Genomic DNA, 18,522 nt, shown 5'->3' with positions numbered 1-18,522 from the left:
TCCAGCGGGTCTAGAATTTTCCTATGGGAACGATAGGTTACTTCTGAGCGATGCAAGCCAATTCATCGCGAGTTGGTGAAGTGGGACCGAGAATCCGTGGCAAGCTTTACCGATTATTCCGACCGCGCGATTGGAACTGATTAACCCATGAGCCCATCCAGTGCACAAGATTTGTCCGAACTGAGCTTTGAAGATGCGATTGCCTCGTTGGAGCAGTCGGTACGAAAGCTGGAAGGAAATTCGCTAGGCTTGGAGCAATCGCTCGCGGAATATGCCAAAGCGGCGACTCTCATCGCCCACTGCCAATCGAAACTCCATTCCACCAAAAAGAAAATCGAGCAGCTCAAGAGTGTCGCGCGGAGCGGCACCGCTGTCACCGAAGCTTGGGAGGATCCTGAAGATACCGAGGAGCCAAAATCGAAGAGGCGCAAGCCTACCTAGCGGTTTTTCCAAGCCCATCGATGTAGATTCCGCGAATCGGCATACCGTGCTGCCGATCCCGACGCACCCAGCACGACGATGAGAATGCGTTCGCCCTCTCGCTCGCTGCATGAAACCAAGCATGCCCCGGCAGCGTCGGTCGTTCCGGTCTTCACCCCGAGATACCCGTCGATGTCGAGGAGTTGGTTGGTGTTTCTCCATAGGACTTCGCGCTGGTAGCCTACGGTGCTCGATAGGGTGCAGCGATACTCGCGGCACGAGATGATTCCGCTGAGAATATCCGACGCAATCACTTTGCTGGCGAGCGTAGCCAGTTCCGCACAGGTGCTCTTGTGGTCCGGGTGTGTCAAGCCGTGTGGGTTTTTGAAAGTGGTCTTCTTCATCCCGAGGGTTTGCGCTTCGTGGTTCATCGCGGCGACAAACATGTCGAGCGGGTCGCGAGACTCGTCCCAATCTGCAGGTTTGAGACGCTCGCCAAAATGCTCCGCAAACGCAACCGATGCATCGTTGCCCGAGGGAAGCATCAGGCCGTACAGGGCTTCGCGTACCTTCAGGGATTCCCCAGATCGCACATCGGAGGTCGAGCCTATGGTTCCATCGGCTCGTTCCGAATAGGTCATCACTTCGTCCAAGATCGCGGGGTTCTTTTCTGCCTCTTTGGCGATGAGCCACGCGGTCATCATCTTGGTCGTGCTGGCGAAGTCCAAGGGGGTATCATGCTGGCTTCCGTCGATGATCTTCCCTGTTTTCGTATCGACAGCGACCCACGCTTTGCACGATACGAAAGGAGCTCCGTCGAGCGTGTCCGCCGCCCGTTTCTCCGGCAAGGGCCGAACGGGTTCCGGATCGGAAGATGCGATCTGGATCGGTCCTAGTTTCTCCCAAGTATTGGCATCGACCAGTCCCGTCTCGGGGAGTTGGTTGGCGGTTTGAAAGCGTTTGACAGCGGATTCGGTCATACCGCCGAAATCGCCATCCACCGTCAGATCGGGGGAGGGGCTGAGTTTCTCGTTCAGTGCGCGCTGCAAGGCTTTGACGGTGTCGCCGCTCGCGCCGATCTTGACGACCTCAGGTTTGACCGCAGTCGAGGTCCCGGGTGGATTGAACCATTCATACGCGGTGGAGCCTATCTTCGCGCAGAGCAGTTCGGCCGCGTTTGCATTGCCCCAACTAGTGTCCTGATTCTTGGCCGTCAGAACAACAATCGCGAGGGTTCCTTTCGGGGTCTGAAACAATCCTGCATCGGTCCGGACGTCGTTGACGGAGCCGGTTTTGTGGAAGGACTTTACGGCTTTGGGCAAATCGCGAACCAGTTTCGAATCATCCTCGCAGCTGGCGAGATGGGTGAGCATTTGCTCCGACGCTTTTTCGGAGACGAGCATTTTCGCATGCAGAAGCTCGAGCAAACCGAGCATTTCGGCGGCGGTGGTACTGCCGAGACCGTACTTCTGGCTTCGCTCGGGTGCGACAGATGTGTCGCGACGAAAGACTTTGGAATGAAGGCGGGTTTCGCGGAATCCCAACTGGAGCATGGTCTTTGACGTGTTCTCCATTCCGATTTGATCGAGGACCAAGTTGGTCGCGGTATTATCGGAATAGCGGATCATGAGGCGCGCGATCGTTTCCAGCGGGATTTGAGAGCCCGATTGAAAATGATCGGTCAAGATGCCAGAACCGGGAACCTTGTCGGAATCTTGGAGGGTGACCAAACGATCCAATCGCAGATTACCTGCATCGACTTGGCGGTATAACTCCACCAGTACAGGAAACTTGATCAAGCTCGCCGTGGGCATGACAGTCGTTTCGTTATGTTGGTAGAGCTCGCCGGTATCCAGGTTTTTGATCGCGACGGCAACTTCTCCCTGGTGATTGCGAATCAGCGGGTCGAATTGGGATGCGAGCTGCGCATAGCTTATGGCGCTAGGATGCACCCAAGCGATCGCGATACAAATAGCTATCCAGTTCATTCGGAGATGAAACATCGAATGCAGCATCCTTATAACCCTTGCGAGTAAATTCCCAACACGCAGTACACTATTTGATCGGTTGATTGTCTTGATTGATCGGCTGATTGCCTTGATAGAACTCGAGCAGATCGCGACGAAGTTTTTGTAGAGAGGGTTCGTAAATATACATCATGTGTCCTCCCTCGTAGAACTTGGCCGAAATATTAGGACGCAGGGATCGATCGAGCATCAAGTGATCGACGGTGTTCATCATGGCAAAGTGGGGTGTCGCGAGATCCGTGTAGCCGCAGGCCAAGAAGAGTTTCAAGTACGGGTTGGAGGTCATGGCCTTTCGGAGCGTATCGGTACCGTCCACGTATCGGCCTTCGAATCGGCGATAGCTCCAGGGTTGGACGTTCCCGGTCAAGATCTCGTAGACGCGATCTTCGGTATAGCGTAGTTCTGTGCGAACATAATCGTTAAAAGTCGCGGTAAAAGGACCGAAGATCGCGGCACCGCTCGCATCGTATTCGTAGGACTCCCCTGCGTTGTCGCGATCGATCCCTTTGTAGCGACTATCGAATCTCCCGACCGTTCGTCCTTCCTCGCGAAGCAGTTCCTTGGCGAATCGGTCCATGTCAATTCGAAGGTTGGATCGCTGGATGAACTTCGGTGCAAGACCGGTTAAACGAGAGGTTTGCTGGGCGATCGATTCGATTTCCTCTTCGCTTAATCGGGTGCCATTCAGCAGGGCGCTCGCATAGGGCCCCGATGCGAACTTCTCAGCTTGAGCGACCACGTCGCCGACCGGTTGAGATTGCAATTCCGGAGCGAGTCGTTTGTGGTACCACGCGGTCGCCGCATAGGAGGGCAGGAAGGCGATGTAGGGGAGATCGTTGCTCCCGCCAAATCGGAGCGTTTGGAAATTGATCACCCCTGAAACGATCACGATCCCGTTAAGTTCCATGTAATAGCGGTCCTGCAGATAGCCAGCCAATCCAGCGGCTCGGATACCGCCATAGCTTTCACCCAGTAGATACTTGGGGCTGAGCCATCGTTCGTATTTCGAGGTCCAGTCGTAGATGAATTGCCCGACGCTGCGAAGGTCTTCTTCGTAACCATGGAATTGCTCTTTGGATTCGCCATCGGCGGGACGCGAGTAACCCGTGCTGACCGGATCGATGAACACCAAGTCCGTTGTGTCGAGAAGGCTGTAGGTGTTCGATACCAGGCCATAGGGAGGACGGATCGGAGTCGCGTCGTCGGGAAAGACGATCCGTTTAGGCCCCAGCATCCCCAGGTGAAGCCACACGCTGCTGCTTCCGGGGCCGCCGTTGAAGCAGAAGGTGACAGGGCGTTTTTCCTTGTGCGGAATGTCGGTGCGCGTGTAGGCGACGAAGAACATCTCCGCCTTGTTTTTCTTCCCATCCTCTTTCAAGACCAATTTGCCGGTGATGGCTTGATAGGGAACTACTTTTCCATCGATTTCGACTTGCCCTTCCGTGACAACCGTCTTGTCGCCGGAATCTTTCTTTTCCTTTTCCTTGGCATCGTCTTTGGACTCGGAGGAGTCTTCTGCCGCTCTCGCATCCTCTTTCGTGTCTTTTTCTTGGCCGGAGCCTTGCGCGGTCGCTTGGGTTGGTGCGAGGACGGTATTGAGAAGGAGAAGGAGGGCGAAGAGTCCCCAAGGGGAGAATAGAGTGCCGAAGCGAGACATAGAGAAACCTATCCAGAAAGGCAAAACACGAAGGTCGGCGAGGGGGCCGAGTCAAACGAGAGGAGATGGCGGGAGCGATCCCACTCCAACATGGTAGTCCGATGCGATCGATCGAGAAGCGGTCTGGGGCGAGCAAACTTGTTTTTCAGTGAGAGGGATTCCTGTTAAACTGTCGGGGTTGCCCGCGGCTTTTTCGTTGCGTGCCCTGTTCGATTTCCCTCGCTTTGGCTGACCCATGTATCTTCGACTCGCCAAGAGAATGCTGCTTGAAACCGACAAGCGACTCCTTTGGAAGCTTGCTTATCTTGCTGGCTGGCGCGGTTTGTGGAGTGTAGTGAAGCACAAACGGCGACTGAAACGGGGTGAGTTTTTTCCACCGTTTCTGTATTTGTCCATCATCAACACCTGCAATCTTCGTTGCCAAGGTTGTTGGGTCGATGTGGCGGGAAAGCAGACGAAGATTGAATTGGACGCCATGAACCGGACCTTGAACGAAGCCAAGGCGATGGGGAATGCCTTCTTCGGGATTCTCGGAGGAGAGCCTTTTCTCCACAAAGAACTGCTCGATATTTTTGCGGCCCATCCCGACGCGTATTTCCAAGTCTTCACCAACGGCCACTTCATCACCGATGAGGTCGCCAAGCGGCTTCGGGAGCTAGGCAATGTCACTCCCTTGATTTCCGTGGAAGGGTCGGAGATTGTCAGCGATCAGCGCCGAGGCAGGTCGGGGGTTTATAGCAAGACGATGGAGGGCCTGCAGAATTGCTTGAACAACAAAGTTATGACAGGTGTGTGCACCAGTGTGTGCAAAACCAACATCGATGATTTGCTGAACGATCGATGGGTCGATCGTTTGATTGAAATGGGAGTGATGTACTGTTGGTTTCACGTCTATCGCGTGGTGGGGCCGGAGAGTTCTCCCGAACTAGCGCTCGACACAGAAGGGCTGCGACGGGTTCGTGAGTTTGTGGTTTCGACACGCGTTCGCAAGCCGATCATCGTCATCGATGCGTATCACGATGGAGAAGGGCGAGCGCTTTGCCCGGCCGTGACGGGGTTCACACACCATATCGGACCGAGCGGTTCGATTGAGCCATGCCCGATCATCCAGTTGGCGACCGAGTCGATCCACGATGAGCGGCCGCTGCGAGAGGTCTTCCAGAAGAGCGAGTTTTTGAGGGATTTCCGGGAGACGGTGGCCCAGAACACGCGAGGTTGCGTGGTTTTGGAACGCCCGGACTTGCTTTTGTCCCTCGTGGAAAAACATGGCGCAAAAGACACCACGCAAAGGCAAACAGCGCTCGAGGAAATTGCTAAAATCACTCCTAGGCGGAGCCAATACGTTCCGGGAATGGAAATTCCTGAGCGATCCTGGGCTTATCGACTGGCAAAATGGTTCGCCTTTCACGATTATGGAGTGTACTCCAAGAACTTCCATCCGTCCGATTGGGTCGATCCCGACTCGTGCGGATGCGATCCCGCCTCCAGCTCGAGTTGTTCGAGCGAAACGCGCTTGTCGTCCAGTGCGCCTGCCGATTATTCCCTTTCTCACCCCACCCCAACCCCTACCCACGAATAATGATGAGACGATTTAGAAATCGAATGGCCCGCAAAATGGGTGCGCTGATTGCCGGCGCAGCAATGCTTTCCTCTTCGATGGCTTGGGCTGAAGACGTCCAGCTCTTCAACGGAAAGGACTTCAGCAATTGGCATGGCCGGTCGACGATCGATCCGAAGGTATACGCCACCAAGCCCGACGCGGAGAAGATGAAGTGGAACAAGGAGATCGATACCCACTGGAAAATCGATGGGAACGAAATCGTCAATGATGGAAAGGGTGCATACCTCACGACCAACGACGACTACGCAGACTTCGACTTCGAATTCGAGTACAAGATTGTCGCCAACTGCGATTCCGGCATTTACTTGAGGGGGATTCCTCAAGTTCAGATTTGGGACCCCACCTCGGAAGCCAGCAAGGTGCATGGTGCCGAAAAAGGAAGCGGAGGATTGTGGAATAACCCTGCGGGATGGCCTGGCAAAGATCCCGTCGTTCGCGCTGACAAGCCTGCTGGTCAGTGGAACAAGATGAAGATTCGTCTCATCGGTGAACGATGCACGGTGTGGTTAAACGATCAGACCGTAGTCCAACATGCTCGGCTCCATAACTACTTTGCCAAGGGAGAGCCTTTGCCCAAGTCGGGACCGATTCAGCTTCAGACCCACGGCGCGGAGATTCGCTTCCGAAATCTGAAGCTCACCACTCACGACGCCGATGCGGCTAACAAGCTTCTGGTTCAGGACGAAGTGGCTGCGATGGAGAATGCCAAGTTCGAGAGCTTGTTCAACGGCAAGGATCTTACCGGATGGGCCGGTGCGAAGGACAATTACACGGTCGTCGATGGGGCGATCCAATGCTTGAAGGGCAAAGGTGGTGTGCTCCATTCGGAGAAGGTCTACAGCGATTACGTCTTCCGAGTCGATTTCAAACTGCCACCCGCCGGAAACAACGGTTTGGCCATGCGATACCCGACCAAGGAAGAGCGCGCTGAAAAGTACAAGAACAACGCGGACGGCGCGTACATCGGCATGTGTGAATTGCAAGTTCTCGATGATGGCCACGCCAACTACAAGTCAATCGATCCTCGCCAAGCCCACGGAAGCGCCTATGGAATGGTCGCGGCAAAACGCGGTTACTTGCGACCTACCGGCCAGTGGAACCACCAAACGGTTCGCGTCGCGGGATCCAAGGTGACGGTCGAGTTGAACGGCACGACGATCTTGGACACGGATTTGAGCCAAGTCTCCGAGTTCATGGCCAACACCCCTCACCCAGGCAAGGACCGCACCAGTGGTCACGTTGGATTCGCGGGGCACTCGGATGAAGTTCAATTCAAGAATGTGGAAATCCTCCCCTTGAAGTAGTCTTTCTGGACATGGCGTTGCACCGGAGTGGGATAGCCTGCTTCGGTGCAACGATTTCACTATCGATGAGTTGAAGGAATGAAGAAGCTTTTCTGGGTTGGGTCGTTCGGAGTTTTGTTGACGGCCATCGCATGGGCGGAGGAACCGGGCAAGGTTCTGCCGGTGAAGGATGCGCAAGCGACCGATGCGGCGAGCATGAAGCCGTATAAGGAGTTGATTGAGCACACCAATGCGTCGCTCGAATTGCTCCCTATTCCAGGGGGCAAATTCCAAATGGGGAGCCCCGAAACGGAGCCTGGCCGCCGCGCGGACGAAGGTCCGGTTCACGAGGTAGAAATCTCTCCATTTTGGATGGGCAAATACGAAATCACTTGGGATGTGTACGACGTCTGGATGTCGGACTTGGACGTTTTTGCCCGCGAAGTGAATCAACTCCAAGAAACGACGCGCGACAAGCTGGCGGATACCTATCAAAAGAGCCAGCCCACCAAACCGTATTGCGACATGTCGTTTGGCATGGGTCTCAAAGGGTACCCGGCGATTTGCATGACACAGCATGCCGCGAGAACTTTTTGCAAATGGCTTACGGCGAAGACAGGTCGCTATTACCGTCTCCCGACCGAAGCGGAGTGGGAGTACGCGTGCCGAGCAGGAACGACATCTGCTTATTCGTTTGGCGACGATCCCGCATTGCTGGAGGAGTACGCTTGGTTCGAAGACAACTCGGAAGAAAAGTACCAGAAAGTCGGTCGAAAGAAGCCCAATCCCTGGGGATTGTACGACATGCACGGCAATGTCGCGGAGTGGGTGCTCGACGAGCACCAACCCGAGGGCTTTTTACTGGACAAACTACGTAAGAAGAATCCTTTGCTGGTCCCGATGGTTTTGTATCCCCGCGTCGTCCGTGGTGGGGGATGGGACAAATCGGCCGCCGATTGCCGCAGCGCAGCCAAAGAGGGATCGACCGAGGATTGGATTGCCCAGGACCCCCAGGTTCCTGTGAGTATTTGGTATCTCACCGACGCGCTCCATGTCGGGTTTCGAGTGGTCCGTCCACTGGAAGAGCCGACCGCTGAAGAAAAGGAAAAGTTGTGGGAGTATTCCGAACCGATCCTAAAAGAAAGACCTGTGCCGCTCGAGCGGTAGAAGTCACCTCATTTCCACCTACCCACTCTCGTACCTTCCCAATAACCCACCTCACTTTTAAACAATCCGGTGCACCGATGACCCTCTCCCCTGATTCTCCCAATTCGACTCGCAGGACATTTATGAAGACCTCGACAGCGGTGGCCGCGACAACGAGCGTGGCCGCGTCGAGTTTCGCTCGTAGCGTGCATGCTGGCGAAGACAACACCATCCGCGTTGCATTGATCGGGTGTGGAGGCCGAGGATCGGGCGCCGCAGCGAATGCGTTGTCGGTCGACAATGGACCGATCGAGTTGGTCGCGATGGCGGATGTCTTCGACTACAAGCTGAAGCAATGTTATGAGAGTTTGAACAAGCAATTCCAAGACAAAGTGAAGGTGCCGGACGATCAGAAGTTCATTGACTTCGAAGGCTACAAGAAAGCGATCGATTGCCTTCGCCCGGGTGATATCGCCATCATGGCAACCCCACCGGCTTTTCGTTGGGTGCAGTTTGAGTATGCAATTTCGAAGGGGGTCAATGTCTTCATGGAGAAACCCGTCACGGTCGACGGTCCTTCCAGTGTGAAGATGCTTGAACTCGCCAAGAAGTCCATTGAGAAGAACCTCAAGGTGGGGATCGGTCTGATGTGCCGTCATTGCGACGCACGGCGCGAGCTCTACAGGCGGATTCAGGACGGCCAAATCGGTGATATCCTCATGATGCGGGCCTACCGAATGGCAGGACCCACGGGTTCGGCAGCGACGACGAAGAAGCCGGAAGGGATGAGCGAGTTGCTTTACCAGATCAATCGCTTTCACGGCTTTCTCTGGGCCAGCGGTGGAGCCTACAGCGATTTCTTGATCCACAACATCGACGAGTGCTGCTGGATGAAGGATGCTTGGCCTGTCAAAGCTGCAGCCTCGGGTGGTCGTCATTATCGCAACGACGACGTCGACCAAAACTTTGACACCTATTCGGTTGAGTACACGTTCGCGGACGGCACCAAACTCCTTCTGAACGGCCGGACGATTCCTGGATGCAAGAATGAGTTCGCCAGCTATGCGCACGGGACCAAAGGCTCCGCGGTGATTTCCACCGCAGCTCATACCCCGGCCAAGTGCCGCATTTACAGCGGACAGAATATTGGCAAACGAAGCGAGTTGGTTTGGGAGTTCCCTCAGCCCGAGAAGAGCCCATACCAACTGGAGTGGGACCACTTGGTCGCCGCCATTCGCGACAACGAACCGTACAACGAAGTCGAGCGCGGTGTTCAAGCGTCGGTGGTCACCAGCATGGGACGTATGGCAGCTCACACCGGGCAAGAGATCACGTACGACGATATGCTCAATTGCAAGCACGAGTTTGCACCGGGAATCGAGAAACTGACGTTCGATAGCCCAGCTCCCTTGCAGCCACTCGCGAACGGCTTATACCCCGTTCCGCAGCCTGGGATCGTCACGGATCAAGAGTATCAAAGCTAGACACTCTTGGGGTCGTTTCAAAAAACAATCGAGCGTGCCGGAGCGGCACGCTCGATTGTTTTGCGATGATGCGAAGTGGATTCCGCAGAGTGCGAAATCATCACATGGGTTGGGTCGATTTGGAATCGCTCAGAGGCCCGAGAACGATCGTAAAGTCTCCGGTGAGTAGTTGCTCGCCCTCTTTTTTAGTTGGGTCGACCGGCTTTTTCTCAAGGTGTGCCGTGACGGCATCCCGTTGTGCGACGTTGAGCGACATGTAGATCCCGTCTTTGCGATTCCATTCCTCGAATTGCCCAAAGTAGAGTTGGGTGATCAGTTCCGGGCGATCGGGAGAAACGACTCGGAAGTGAATATGCGGGGTTCTGCCTGGATATTTGCCCGGTAGAATGGTTTTGAATCGAAAGGCCCCGTCGTCCCCGGTCACCAATCTTCCCCAGTACTGGAAGTTAGGGTCCATCGGGCGATCGTTGCTATCCTGTGGGTGGTTGTAGCGTCCCGTCTTGCACGCTTGCCACACCTCGACGATGGTTTTCGAGAGAGGGCGTTCGGAGTGGCTGACAACTTTTCCGCCGATTGCGATGATCTCGCCATCGGCTACCGGAGACTTGTCATCCCGGCGTGTGAGGTCGAAATCGAAAAAGGGTTGTTTTTCGATTTCGGGGATCGGGTAGAAGGGACCCTTCGTTTGGCTAGGTGTCGAAACACGATCGTGTCCCCAACCATTCCGTGCAGAAAGGATTCCCAGCAATCCGCTACCGGATGCTGCTCGGAGGAAAAGACGTCTGGAGTTCGCCATCGGATTGCCCTTGATTGGAGAAGAAAGATATTCTGGGTAGGGAACGGGCTCGACCCAGTCGATTATTTTAATTGTAACGAATCGTCCGAGAAACATTGTCGAACTAATAGAGGAAGTTCTTCCGAGGCTTTCCTCCTGACTCAGTGTGTTCTAACTTTGAGTCGATCGACCGTTTGGGACAAGCTTCCTTAAGGTTAGCCAGGATTGAATTTTGCAAGTGCGCCCTACCGAACCATCCATTTCCCAAGCCCCTTCGTCGCCCCAGGAGACTTCTGTTTCCTGGCGGTGGGTGGCTAGCTCAAGCCGCCGTGAAAAGTCGGTCGAGGGGATGATTCTGGGATGTGCAATAGGTGAAGCGTTGGCGATCCCCCGTGACCGAATGCCACGCCGCCGAGCTCTCAAGATTTTCGGGGCAACTCCAATCCGTTTCCAGTTTCAACCTGGTGTTGGCGTTCCAGCGGAGCGAACACATGGCTTGTTGATGACGATCCAAGCCATGTTGGAATCCCGGGCAGACTACCGAGCCTTTGGTCGCAAGCTGCAGCGTCGATTGAGTTGGTATCGCATTTCCTTTCCCATTCGAACGCTCGGGAGATCGCTGCGTCCCGCTCTTGCTTTGACCGATAGACTCGCTATGCCGAAGGGATTGGCGGGCGATCCTCTGATTCGGAGTGTTTCGATCAGCCTGTTGATCCAAGGTTCTCAGCATGCTCTTCCTTGGATTGAACAAAGCACTCGCATTTCCCTGCGCGACAGCAGGGCTGAAGAAGCTTGCTTGCTCATTGCCCATGCAACGCAGCTCGCACAGATGATGGACCCGGGCGAGACTCCCCTTTCCCCCATCGATGCTTTTGCGAAGCTGGAGGGAATGACCGAAGACAATGAACTAAGACAAGGCCTTGAGCGGTTGCGAGGATTTTGGAAAAAGGGGTTGAGCGTCGGCCGAGCCGCCAAGGGGATGGGTTGGGGGGAAGGGATCCCGAGCGACCTTCGCGCTATTGCGCTGATTGCGATTTACGCTTGGCTGCGACATCCGAATCGATTCCGACTGGCCGTCGAGCGAACGGTCCTCTTAGGAGGCGAATGCTCATCAGCCGCAGCCTTGGTCGGAGCACTGAGCGGCACGACCCTTGGAAAGCGAGGCATTCCGCCCGAATGGCTCAAACGGATCAGTTTGTTCCCGCATGACAGGCACTGGCGGGAGGATCTGATCAATCGGGTCAAAGACTGGCCTCACGGCGTCGAGGATATTCAAAAAGCGCGTTCTCAGCCCTCTCGCATCCTCGGACAGCTGCTTCGAAACGCCTCTTTTTCGTTGTTCAAACTCATTCATCTTGCGATTCGCATCCCCTCGAGGCTCGTCCCCTACCGGTAGAGTCTGTTTGCTTAAAATGGGATGGCTAGGTAATATGGGCAGCCGCTTCGGCTTCTGACGGAAACACTGACTTCGCTTGTTTCGCGGTGCCGAACATGAACAGAGCACGGCGATCGAGTCCTCCTCCGCCACGCTCTCGTTTCCCAACCTTAGCGATTCCCATCATGGCGTCCGATTTTCGATTGAAAGAACAATTGCCGCGTCTGACCGATGCGATTGTCCGGACCTACACGCCCCACGACCGAATCAACCATTTGGGACATTGTCCTCTCCCCAAGTACGAAGTCATCTTGGAGATCCTCGAGGACCTCAAAGACATTCTTTACCCGGGCTTTCGCCGCCGAGAGGGGCTCCATGCTGGAAACGTGAGTTACCACGTGGGGGATTTGATCGACAAGTTGCACGACAGGCTCACGACGCAGATCGCTCGAGCCCTGCTCCATGCCGATCGTGTTGAGAGCAAATCGAAGCTCGCCAATCCCTGCGACTCGAAAGAGGATTACGAAGCTCGCGGACAACTCATTGCTATCGCACTCCTGGAACGCATTCCCGCTCTTCGAGCTATGTTGGCCAAGGATGTGGAAGCTGCGTACGACGGGGACCCGAGCGTTACCAATCGCGACGAGATCATCTTCTGCTTCCCCGGTTTGGAGGCAGTCACCATCTACCGAATCGCGCACGAACTCGTTCACTTCGGTGTCCCGTTCATCCCGAGAATGATGACCGAATGGGCGCACAAGCAAACGGGTATCGACATCCATCCAGGTGCGAAGATCGGCGAATATTTCTTCATCGATCACGGAACAGGCGTGGTCATCGGGGAAACATGTGAAATCGGAGATCGAGTTAAGATCTATCAAGGCGTGACGCTAGGGGCGTTGAGTTTTGTCACCGATGCAGATGGCCAGCTCGTCCGAGGTGCGAAACGGCACCCCACCATTGAAGATCGTGTCGTCATTTACGCCAATGCAACGATCCTCGGAGGTCGGACAACCGTTGGCCATGATAGCGTTATTGGATCGAGCGTCTGGGTCACGAGCAGTGTCGCTCCCCATTCCACAGTGGTTTTGGAAAAACCTAAGCTTCGGATTCGCAGCACCACGGAGGACGTTTTGCCCGAGCTCAATTACCAGATCTAGGAGTTATTGTGTCGAGTCTGGTTTATCAAGAAGATGCCGAGTCGGGCGATGATGTTGTTATCACCGGAATGGGAGTCTTTTCCCCGCTGGGGCATGACATAACTGAGCACTTTGAGAAGCTTGCTCAAGGCCTCTCGGCCGTTCGGGTGGTCGAGCCCATTCAGGGGGTCGATGGATCGTTTTGGTTAGGGGCCACCATCGAAGGGTTCGATCCTAAGCAGCATGTGCAACCGCGCAAGGCGATCAAAGTGATGTGTCGCGAGATCCAGCTTGCATTTGGTTCTGCCATGCAAGCCTGCCATGCTGCGGGAATCTCGTCTGGTACGGTCGAACCCGATCGCATCGGAACCGTGTTCTCCGGCGAGATTATCTTGAGCGATCTTCAAGACGTCGAAGAGATCGTTCGGCGCTGTGCCATTGAGGGAGTCATGCCTCACGAACGATGGTCCGTCGAAGCGATGGAAAACATGTATCCCCTTTGGATGCTGAAGTCTTTGCCCAATATGGCGGCTTGCCATGTCGGCATTGCGCTCGACGCTCGCGGTCCGAACAACACCGTGACCACCGAGGGGACCAGCAGTTTGGGGGCAATGTTGGAAGCCATCAACGTGATTCGCCGAGATAAAGCGGATGTGATGCTCGTCGGTTCGACGGCTTCACGCGTCAATCCCTCTCGTCTCCTTCAACGCCACGAAGAAGACTTTTCACGCAGGCACCTTGACGGTGCAGCCGCTTGCAAACCCTTTGATTCTCTTCGCGACGGAACGGTCCCGGGTGAAGCCAGCTCGTGCATGGTCCTTGAACGACGTCGACACGCGCTCGCCCGCAATGCACCCATCCTCGCAACGATCCGAGCCGGGGTAAGCAGGTTTAGCCCCTCCCCGACGGGCCGTTGGGGGGGAGTCGAGCGGGCTACCATGGCTGTCCTCCATGCTTTGCTTCAAAGTTCTGGGGCGCGTCCCGAGCACATCGACCACATCAATGCATCGGCAAACGGAACCCAAATCGGCGACGCAGCGGAGGCTCGGGGGATCGCAGCGCACCTGCCGGGTGTGCCGGCTGTTTCCTACAAGGGAGCGTTTGGTGACTCGATCAGTGCCTCCGGGCTGCTTGAGTGCATCTCTTCGTTAAAAGGGATGGGAGAGGGAGTCATTCCTCCGACAACCAATCACACCAGCACCGATTCGAATTGCCCCATCGATGTCATTCGCGGAAAGCCCAAATCGCGCACGGTCAATTCCTTTGTGAAGCTATCCCATACTCCAGCGGGACGGTGTGCCGGAGTTCTCGTGAGCGTCTCGAAATAGTTGGCGGACCGGTCGGACTACGCCAATCCGCGAAGCATCCCATGCCAAAAAAGTTTGGGAAGCGCATAAGCCTTTAACAAATACATCGATAGTCGCTCTTTGGATTGGTCAATGGGGAAGGTCTCTCGCGGTGTTCCTTCATAGTCGAATTCCGCCAAGACGAGTCTTCCGTATCCTGTAACGATGGGGCATGAAGTGTATCCATCGTACTTTGCTTCCAGAGGCTTGGACTCGAGGGCTGAGATCAAATTCGCGACCACCACGGGGGCTTGCTTGCGAATGGCGGCCCCGGTTTTAGAAGTTGGGAGTCCGCTGCAGTCTCCTACTCCGAACACATTCGGAAATTTCGGCGACTGAAGCGTAAACGGATCGACTTCCACCCAACCGCTCGCATTGGCTAAGGGGCTCGCTTTGATGACGTCGGGTGAGCTCATCGGCGGGGTAACGTGAAGCAGGTCGAAGGGGAGAGTAACGGTGTCCCCGATATCGATTCGATCGAGTTCCACGGTCTTTTTCTCTGGATCGATGGCGCGAAGATTGTGTCGCAATCGAACGTCGATCTTCTTGCGTGCAACGACTTGTTCAAGGGTCGTGCGGTATTTTTCGATCGCGAACAGAAATGGCTGGGCCGTTGCGTAGATGATATTGGCTTTGGCCCTTACTCCGCGTTTTCTCATGGCATCGTCTGCGAGATACATGATTTTTTGGGGAGCACCTCCGCATTTCACAGCGGTGTTTGGCATGGTGAAAAGTGCGTTTCCACCGCTAAAGCCCCTGATGCACTCCCAAGTGTAATCGACGTGTTGATACGAGTAATTGCTACAAATCTGCTGACTCCCGAGACCTTGACGCAGGCCAGGGATCAAGTCCCAGTCGATTTGGATCCCCAGGGCAACGATGAGAAAATCGTAGGTGATACGTGTCCCCTCACGAGTGAAGATGGCATTTTCACCCGGCAGGATATCTTGGACCGATTCGCGGACCCAGGTCGCGTCCCGAGGGATAAAGGCTGATTCGTCGCGTTCGCTCTGCTCCTTAGGAAAGACTCCGGCCCCGGAGAGGGTCCATAGAGGTTGGTAATAATGCTTTGTCGATGGCTCAACAATTCCGATCTGCACCTTGGGGCGCTTTCGCTGCAATTGGGCGGCTACTGTAATCCCGGCTGTCCCGCCACCCAAGATGAGTACTTGGAAGTGATTGGTGCGATCTAAACGATTCATGGTTTCAATTTCTACGAATGGAGTAAGCGCATCAGCTCAGAGCTTGGTAAAGCACCAGGCAGGCCACGGCGAGGATTGCTGCTGCAAAGAGACGTTGCAAAACGGGACCAGCCAATCGCGTCGCTAGAGCCGTTCCTGCAAACAGACCCAAGACGCTCCCCAAGGTAAAGAGCGATGCGATTTCGACGGAGAGATTCCGACCTCCTGCGATTTGCGAAACCACTCCTGAAAGACTGACCAGGGTGATCACGAGCAGCGATGTTCCGATCGCCCTTTGCATTCCCATACCCGCAAAGGTAACCAACGCCGGAACGATGATGAAACCGCCTCCGACTCCAAACATTCCGGTTAGAACTCCTGCACCCAAACCCACTACCGCTAAGAGAATGGCGCACGGGGAGGTCATTCGCAGCTTCCCCTCCGGATCTCGTTTGCAGGTCGGTCCAGGATCGTCATCGCGATGCGGTAAAATGGGGAGTTGAGAAGACGGTGTCTTTGCCTTCCATGCCATTCGGCCAGCGATGGCGATCATCAAAATCGAAAAGAGAACGATCAGAATGTTCTCGGGAACGGCATCTGCGATCTTTGAACCAATCGGTGCACCGATCATGCCGGCCAGCGCGAATACGACACCAGTTAGTATTTCGACTTGCCCTTTTCTCGCTCGGTAGAGAAAGCCGACGAGCGAGGTAGAGCCAACGGTAAGAAGCGAGACGCCAACGGCTTCTCTCGTGGGTAGACCGATCAGATACACCAAGAGCGGGACCGCGAAAATCGCCCCTCCGCCACCGGTCAGGCCCAAGGAGAAGCCGACCAAGGATCCAGCTAAAAGCGTGATGACAATCATCATTTCGTTTTCTTCCTAGATCGAAGGGGCACAATCGCACGCAACTATGCGGTGGCTGTGGGTAACCCCGATGCGACCCACGCTCGGTAACCACCTTCCATATTGGTTACCTGAAATCCTTCTCTCTGCAGGATGCTGGTAGCGATGGCAGATCGTCCGCCTCCCAAGCACTGCGCGACCACGGGTTTCGATCGGTCGATGGTTTTGATCTCTTTGAGAAGTCGCCCCAGGAACCGGTGTTCCGCGCCGGGGATGTGCCCCTCCCGGAACTCCGTTTCTGCGCGGACATCCAGCACTCGGACCTCCTCGGATCGAATTCGATCCGAGAGCTCCTGCGGGGACGCGGATAGGTATTTCTCGGTCATCTGATTCGACTTCGACACGTCGTTAACGTCTGCAAATCCTCGCACCGAATCGATTCCAATCGACCGCAACCCGACCAAAAGCGACTGCAATCGATCGGGTGACGCGATGAGGTAGGCTGGGCTTCTATGGTCTGCTAGAAAGCCAGCCCACTGCACCAAGCTTCCCTCGGGCAAATTGATCGTGCCGGGCAAATGCCCAGCCGCGAACTCCTTCGACGGTCTCACATCGAACACGATATGCACCGGAGCAAGCTCAGCGGCTTCTTGAGGTGAGAGTTTCTTCAACTCCGGAAGATTCTTGATCAATTCGGGGCCCACCTTATTCACATGCTTCATATTGGCAAAATAGAAGGGTGTCTCGGGTTGATCTTTTAGGATGTAGTCGATAAACGATTCCTCATCGTGGAACTGCAAGGCAGGATTGAACAGCCTTTCGTAACCGACGGTCGAAGAAGGGATCGCACCAAGTCCTTTGCCGCAGGCGCTTCCCGCTCCGTGAGCGGGCCAGACCTGCAAGTGATCGGGAAGTGAACGAAACTTTCCAATCGAACGATAGAGTTGTCTCGCCCCGACATCCGCGCTTCCCACCACGCCCGCTGCGGATTCGAGAAGGTCTGGGCGACCGATCGAACCTACGAACACGAAATCACCCGTAAAGATCCCCATCGGGACATTTGCACCACCACCCTCGTCGGTCAAAACAAAAGAGATGCTCTCCGGAGTATGTCCCGGGGTATGCAATACTTCGAGTTTGACCTTCCCCACAAAGAACGTGTCGCCGTCTTGGAGAAGCCTCGTCGAATGCTTGTCTGCAAACAAGTACTTCCAATCGGCCGGCCCCTCATCGGATAAAAAGAGCGTTGCACCGACGCGGTCCGCAAGTTCTCGTGAACCGGAAACAAAGTCAGCATGGATGTGAGTCTCTGCGGCTCCAGTAATCTTCAGGCCTTCCGCCTCAGCGGCATCTAAGTAAGGATCGATGTTGCGACCGGGATCGATCACGATCGCTTCCCCGGATCGCTGGCATCCGATCATGTACGAGGCATGAGCAAGCGACTTGTCGTAGAAATACTTCAGCAACATTTAGAACCTCGGATCATTCTGTCTATTGATGTGTAAATCGTTTCCGCATTCGCAGCGGGACGAAGGCAACGCAGTTCGTGTTTGTGGATCATCGTTATCGGGAGGCGGGTGCTTTGACTGAACAGCTAGTCGGCGAGTTGGAGTTGCTAGCCCCGACGCGGTTCCAGGGCATCTTGGCGATCAACATGCCCATGGCGCAGCTATCGGTGATACCGGCGAAGATCAAGCCTGCACCGACAAACCCGGAAAGTCCGATCCAATAGGGATGAACAAATCGGCTGAGCAGTATCCCGGTCAGGACGAGCGATCCTGCGGCGATGCGAACTTGTCGTTCGAGAGACATTGCTTTCTTACCGCGGACCACAGGCAACCCGGCTGCCACGCACGCATTAGTTCCCCCTTCAACATTCACCACATTCAATCCCGCTTGCTCCAGCTTCGCGCACGCCTGCTGACCCCGTGACCCTGAGCGGCATATGACATAGATGGGTTTGTCGCTGGAGGACTTGCGCCCCGCTGTCACTTCTTGGGCTCGCAGCTGATCGAGCGGCATGTTCTTGGCGACGGACACGTGGACTTCGCGAAACTCAACAGGCGTTCGGACATCGACCAAATCGATCGTCTCGCCCGACTGGATCAATTGATGGAGTTCGTTAGCTTGAATCGTTTTCATCGTCTTGATAAACCTTGTGAATAAAGTGAGTTGCGAACAACAACGAACGGAACCGTCCGAACGTGCCAGTTCAACCGGC

At 55.1% G+C, this 18,522-nt stretch carries 16 protein-coding genes; 8 read left to right on the top strand and 8 right to left on the bottom strand.

Annotated features, from left to right (window positions below):
- Positions 1-147: 147 nt before the first annotated feature.
- Positions 148-441 carry an exodeoxyribonuclease VII small subunit gene (gene xseB, locus VN12_RS19545; protein WP_146678389.1) on the top strand — a complete coding sequence of 98 codons (294 nt, stop codon included), beginning with the start codon at positions 148-150 and terminating at the stop codon, positions 439-441.
- On the opposite strand, the gene VN12_RS19540 is transcribed toward xseB, so the two are convergent.
- Positions 438-2,423 carry a serine hydrolase gene (locus VN12_RS19540; protein WP_168164509.1) on the bottom strand — a complete coding sequence of 662 codons (1,986 nt, stop codon included), beginning with the start codon at positions 2,421-2,423 and terminating at the stop codon, positions 438-440. The genes xseB and VN12_RS19540 overlap by 4 nt on opposite strands.
- A gap of 52 nt (positions 2,424-2,475) precedes the next feature.
- On the bottom strand, positions 2,476-4,104 hold the full coding sequence (locus tag VN12_RS19535) for a S10 family peptidase (protein ID WP_146678387.1): 1,629 nt from the start codon (positions 4,102-4,104) through the stop codon (positions 2,476-2,478).
- 235 nt (positions 4,105-4,339) lie between these two features.
- Between VN12_RS19535 and VN12_RS19530 the strand changes: the two genes are divergently transcribed.
- The 4 genes from VN12_RS19530 to VN12_RS19515 all read left to right on the top strand — a co-directional run bounded on the left by VN12_RS19530 (position 4,340) and on the right by VN12_RS19515 (position 9,638).
- Entirely contained in the window at positions 4,340-5,683 is a 1,344-nt protein-coding gene (locus tag VN12_RS19530; protein WP_146678386.1) for a radical SAM protein, read from the top strand.
- 23 nt (positions 5,684-5,706) lie between these two features.
- Complete coding sequence (locus VN12_RS19525) at positions 5,707-7,029, top strand: DUF1080 domain-containing protein (protein ID WP_240491201.1); 1,323 nt, start codon at positions 5,707-5,709, stop codon at positions 7,027-7,029.
- Positions 7,030-7,107: 78 nt separating this feature from the next.
- Positions 7,108-8,175: a formylglycine-generating enzyme family protein gene (locus VN12_RS19520; protein WP_146678385.1), complete on the top strand. Its 1,068-nt coding sequence runs from the start codon at positions 7,108-7,110 to the stop codon at positions 8,173-8,175.
- A 122-nt stretch (positions 8,176-8,297) separates the two neighbouring features.
- Positions 8,298-9,638 (top strand): Gfo/Idh/MocA family protein, encoded by a 1,341-nt coding sequence (locus VN12_RS19515; RefSeq protein ID WP_240491200.1) that lies wholly within the window; start codon positions 8,298-8,300, stop codon positions 9,636-9,638.
- A 100-nt stretch (positions 9,639-9,738) separates the two neighbouring features.
- Here the strand turns inward: VN12_RS19515 and VN12_RS19510 are convergent, their stop codons facing one another.
- The gene (locus VN12_RS19510) at positions 9,739-10,434 is read right to left on the bottom strand and encodes an intradiol ring-cleavage dioxygenase (RefSeq protein WP_168164508.1); all 696 of its coding nucleotides are present in this window, start codon (positions 10,432-10,434) and stop codon (positions 9,739-9,741) included.
- 289 nt (positions 10,435-10,723) lie between these two features.
- Here VN12_RS19510 and VN12_RS19505 point away from each other — a divergent pair, with 289 nt between their 5' ends.
- The gene (locus VN12_RS19505; RefSeq protein ID WP_146678382.1) at positions 10,724-11,809 is read left to right on the top strand and encodes an ADP-ribosylglycohydrolase family protein; all 1,086 of its coding nucleotides are present in this window, start codon (positions 10,724-10,726) and stop codon (positions 11,807-11,809) included.
- A 25-nt stretch (positions 11,810-11,834) separates the two neighbouring features.
- Here the strand turns inward: VN12_RS19505 and VN12_RS25940 are convergent, their stop codons facing one another.
- Positions 11,835-11,975, bottom strand: a complete 141-nt coding sequence (locus VN12_RS25940) for a hypothetical protein (RefSeq protein ID WP_168164507.1) — start codon at positions 11,973-11,975, stop codon at positions 11,835-11,837.
- Here VN12_RS25940 and VN12_RS19500 point away from each other — a divergent pair.
- Both VN12_RS19500 and VN12_RS19495 read left to right on the top strand, forming a co-directional pair.
- Positions 11,974-12,948 (top strand): serine O-acetyltransferase, encoded by a 975-nt coding sequence (locus tag VN12_RS19500; protein ID WP_146678381.1) that lies wholly within the window; start codon positions 11,974-11,976, stop codon positions 12,946-12,948. The two genes, VN12_RS25940 and VN12_RS19500, sit on opposite strands and share 2 nt — an antisense overlap.
- A gap of 8 nt (positions 12,949-12,956) precedes the next feature.
- On the top strand, positions 12,957-14,255 hold the full coding sequence (locus VN12_RS19495) for a beta-ketoacyl-[acyl-carrier-protein] synthase family protein (RefSeq protein ID WP_146678380.1): 1,299 nt from the start codon (positions 12,957-12,959) through the stop codon (positions 14,253-14,255).
- A 17-nt stretch (positions 14,256-14,272) separates the two neighbouring features.
- Here VN12_RS19495 and VN12_RS19490 read toward each other — a convergent pair whose 3' ends face one another.
- From VN12_RS19490 to VN12_RS19475, 4 genes are all read right to left on the bottom strand, one after another.
- Positions 14,273-15,475: an FAD/NAD(P)-binding oxidoreductase gene (locus VN12_RS19490; protein ID WP_146678379.1), complete on the bottom strand. Its 1,203-nt coding sequence runs from the start codon at positions 15,473-15,475 to the stop codon at positions 14,273-14,275.
- Between the two features lie 31 nt (positions 15,476-15,506).
- Entirely contained in the window at positions 15,507-16,325 is an 819-nt protein-coding gene (locus tag VN12_RS19485; protein WP_240491199.1) for a sulfite exporter TauE/SafE family protein, read from the bottom strand.
- Between the two features lie 41 nt (positions 16,326-16,366).
- Complete coding sequence (locus tag VN12_RS19480) at positions 16,367-17,770, bottom strand: MBL fold metallo-hydrolase (protein WP_146678378.1); 1,404 nt, start codon at positions 17,768-17,770, stop codon at positions 16,367-16,369.
- A 94-nt stretch (positions 17,771-17,864) separates the two neighbouring features.
- Positions 17,865-18,443 carry a rhodanese-like domain-containing protein gene (locus VN12_RS19475; RefSeq protein WP_146678377.1) on the bottom strand — a complete coding sequence of 193 codons (579 nt, stop codon included), beginning with the start codon at positions 18,441-18,443 and terminating at the stop codon, positions 17,865-17,867.
- Between the last annotated feature and the right edge of the window lie 79 nt (positions 18,444-18,522).

The organism is Pirellula sp. SH-Sr6A (assembly GCF_001610875.1).
GTDB lineage: Bacteria > Planctomycetota > Planctomycetia > Pirellulales > Pirellulaceae > JBKCUI01.
The sequence above is the reverse complement of the archived record's forward strand: the minus strand, read 5'-3'. Positions and strand labels throughout refer to the sequence as shown.

Excerpts from the sequence above, each read along its gene's own strand:
- VN12_RS25940 (WP_168164507.1), bottom strand. The coding sequence starts at position 11,975 with ATGATGGGAATCGCTAAGGTTGGGAAACGAGAGCGTGGCGGAGGAGGA.
- VN12_RS19540 (WP_168164509.1), bottom strand. The coding sequence starts at position 2,423 with ATGTTTCATCTCCGAATGAACTGGATAGCTATTTGTATCGCGATCGCT.
- VN12_RS19510 (WP_168164508.1), bottom strand. The coding sequence starts at position 10,434 with ATGGCGAACTCCAGACGTCTTTTCCTCCGAGCAGCATCCGGTAGCGGA.
- VN12_RS19500 (WP_146678381.1), top strand. The coding sequence starts at position 11,974 with ATGGCGTCCGATTTTCGATTGAAAGAACAATTGCCGCGTCTGACCGAT.
- VN12_RS19485 (WP_240491199.1), bottom strand. The coding sequence starts at position 16,325 with ATGATGATTGTCATCACGCTTTTAGCTGGATCCTTGGTCGGCTTCTCC.
- VN12_RS19530 (WP_146678386.1), top strand. The coding sequence starts at position 4,340 with ATGTATCTTCGACTCGCCAAGAGAATGCTGCTTGAAACCGACAAGCGA.
- VN12_RS19490 (WP_146678379.1), bottom strand. The coding sequence starts at position 15,475 with ATGAATCGTTTAGATCGCACCAATCACTTCCAAGTACTCATCTTGGGT.
- VN12_RS19475 (WP_146678377.1), bottom strand. The coding sequence starts at position 18,443 with ATGAAAACGATTCAAGCTAACGAACTCCATCAATTGATCCAGTCGGGC.
- VN12_RS19515 (WP_240491200.1), top strand. The coding sequence starts at position 8,298 with ATGAAGACCTCGACAGCGGTGGCCGCGACAACGAGCGTGGCCGCGTCG.
- VN12_RS19520 (WP_146678385.1), top strand. The coding sequence starts at position 7,108 with ATGAAGAAGCTTTTCTGGGTTGGGTCGTTCGGAGTTTTGTTGACGGCC.
- VN12_RS19480 (WP_146678378.1), bottom strand. The coding sequence starts at position 17,770 with ATGTTGCTGAAGTATTTCTACGACAAGTCGCTTGCTCATGCCTCGTAC.
- VN12_RS19525 (WP_240491201.1), top strand. The coding sequence starts at position 5,707 with ATGGCCCGCAAAATGGGTGCGCTGATTGCCGGCGCAGCAATGCTTTCC.
- xseB (WP_146678389.1), top strand. The coding sequence starts at position 148 with ATGAGCCCATCCAGTGCACAAGATTTGTCCGAACTGAGCTTTGAAGAT.
- VN12_RS19535 (WP_146678387.1), bottom strand. The coding sequence starts at position 4,104 with ATGTCTCGCTTCGGCACTCTATTCTCCCCTTGGGGACTCTTCGCCCTC.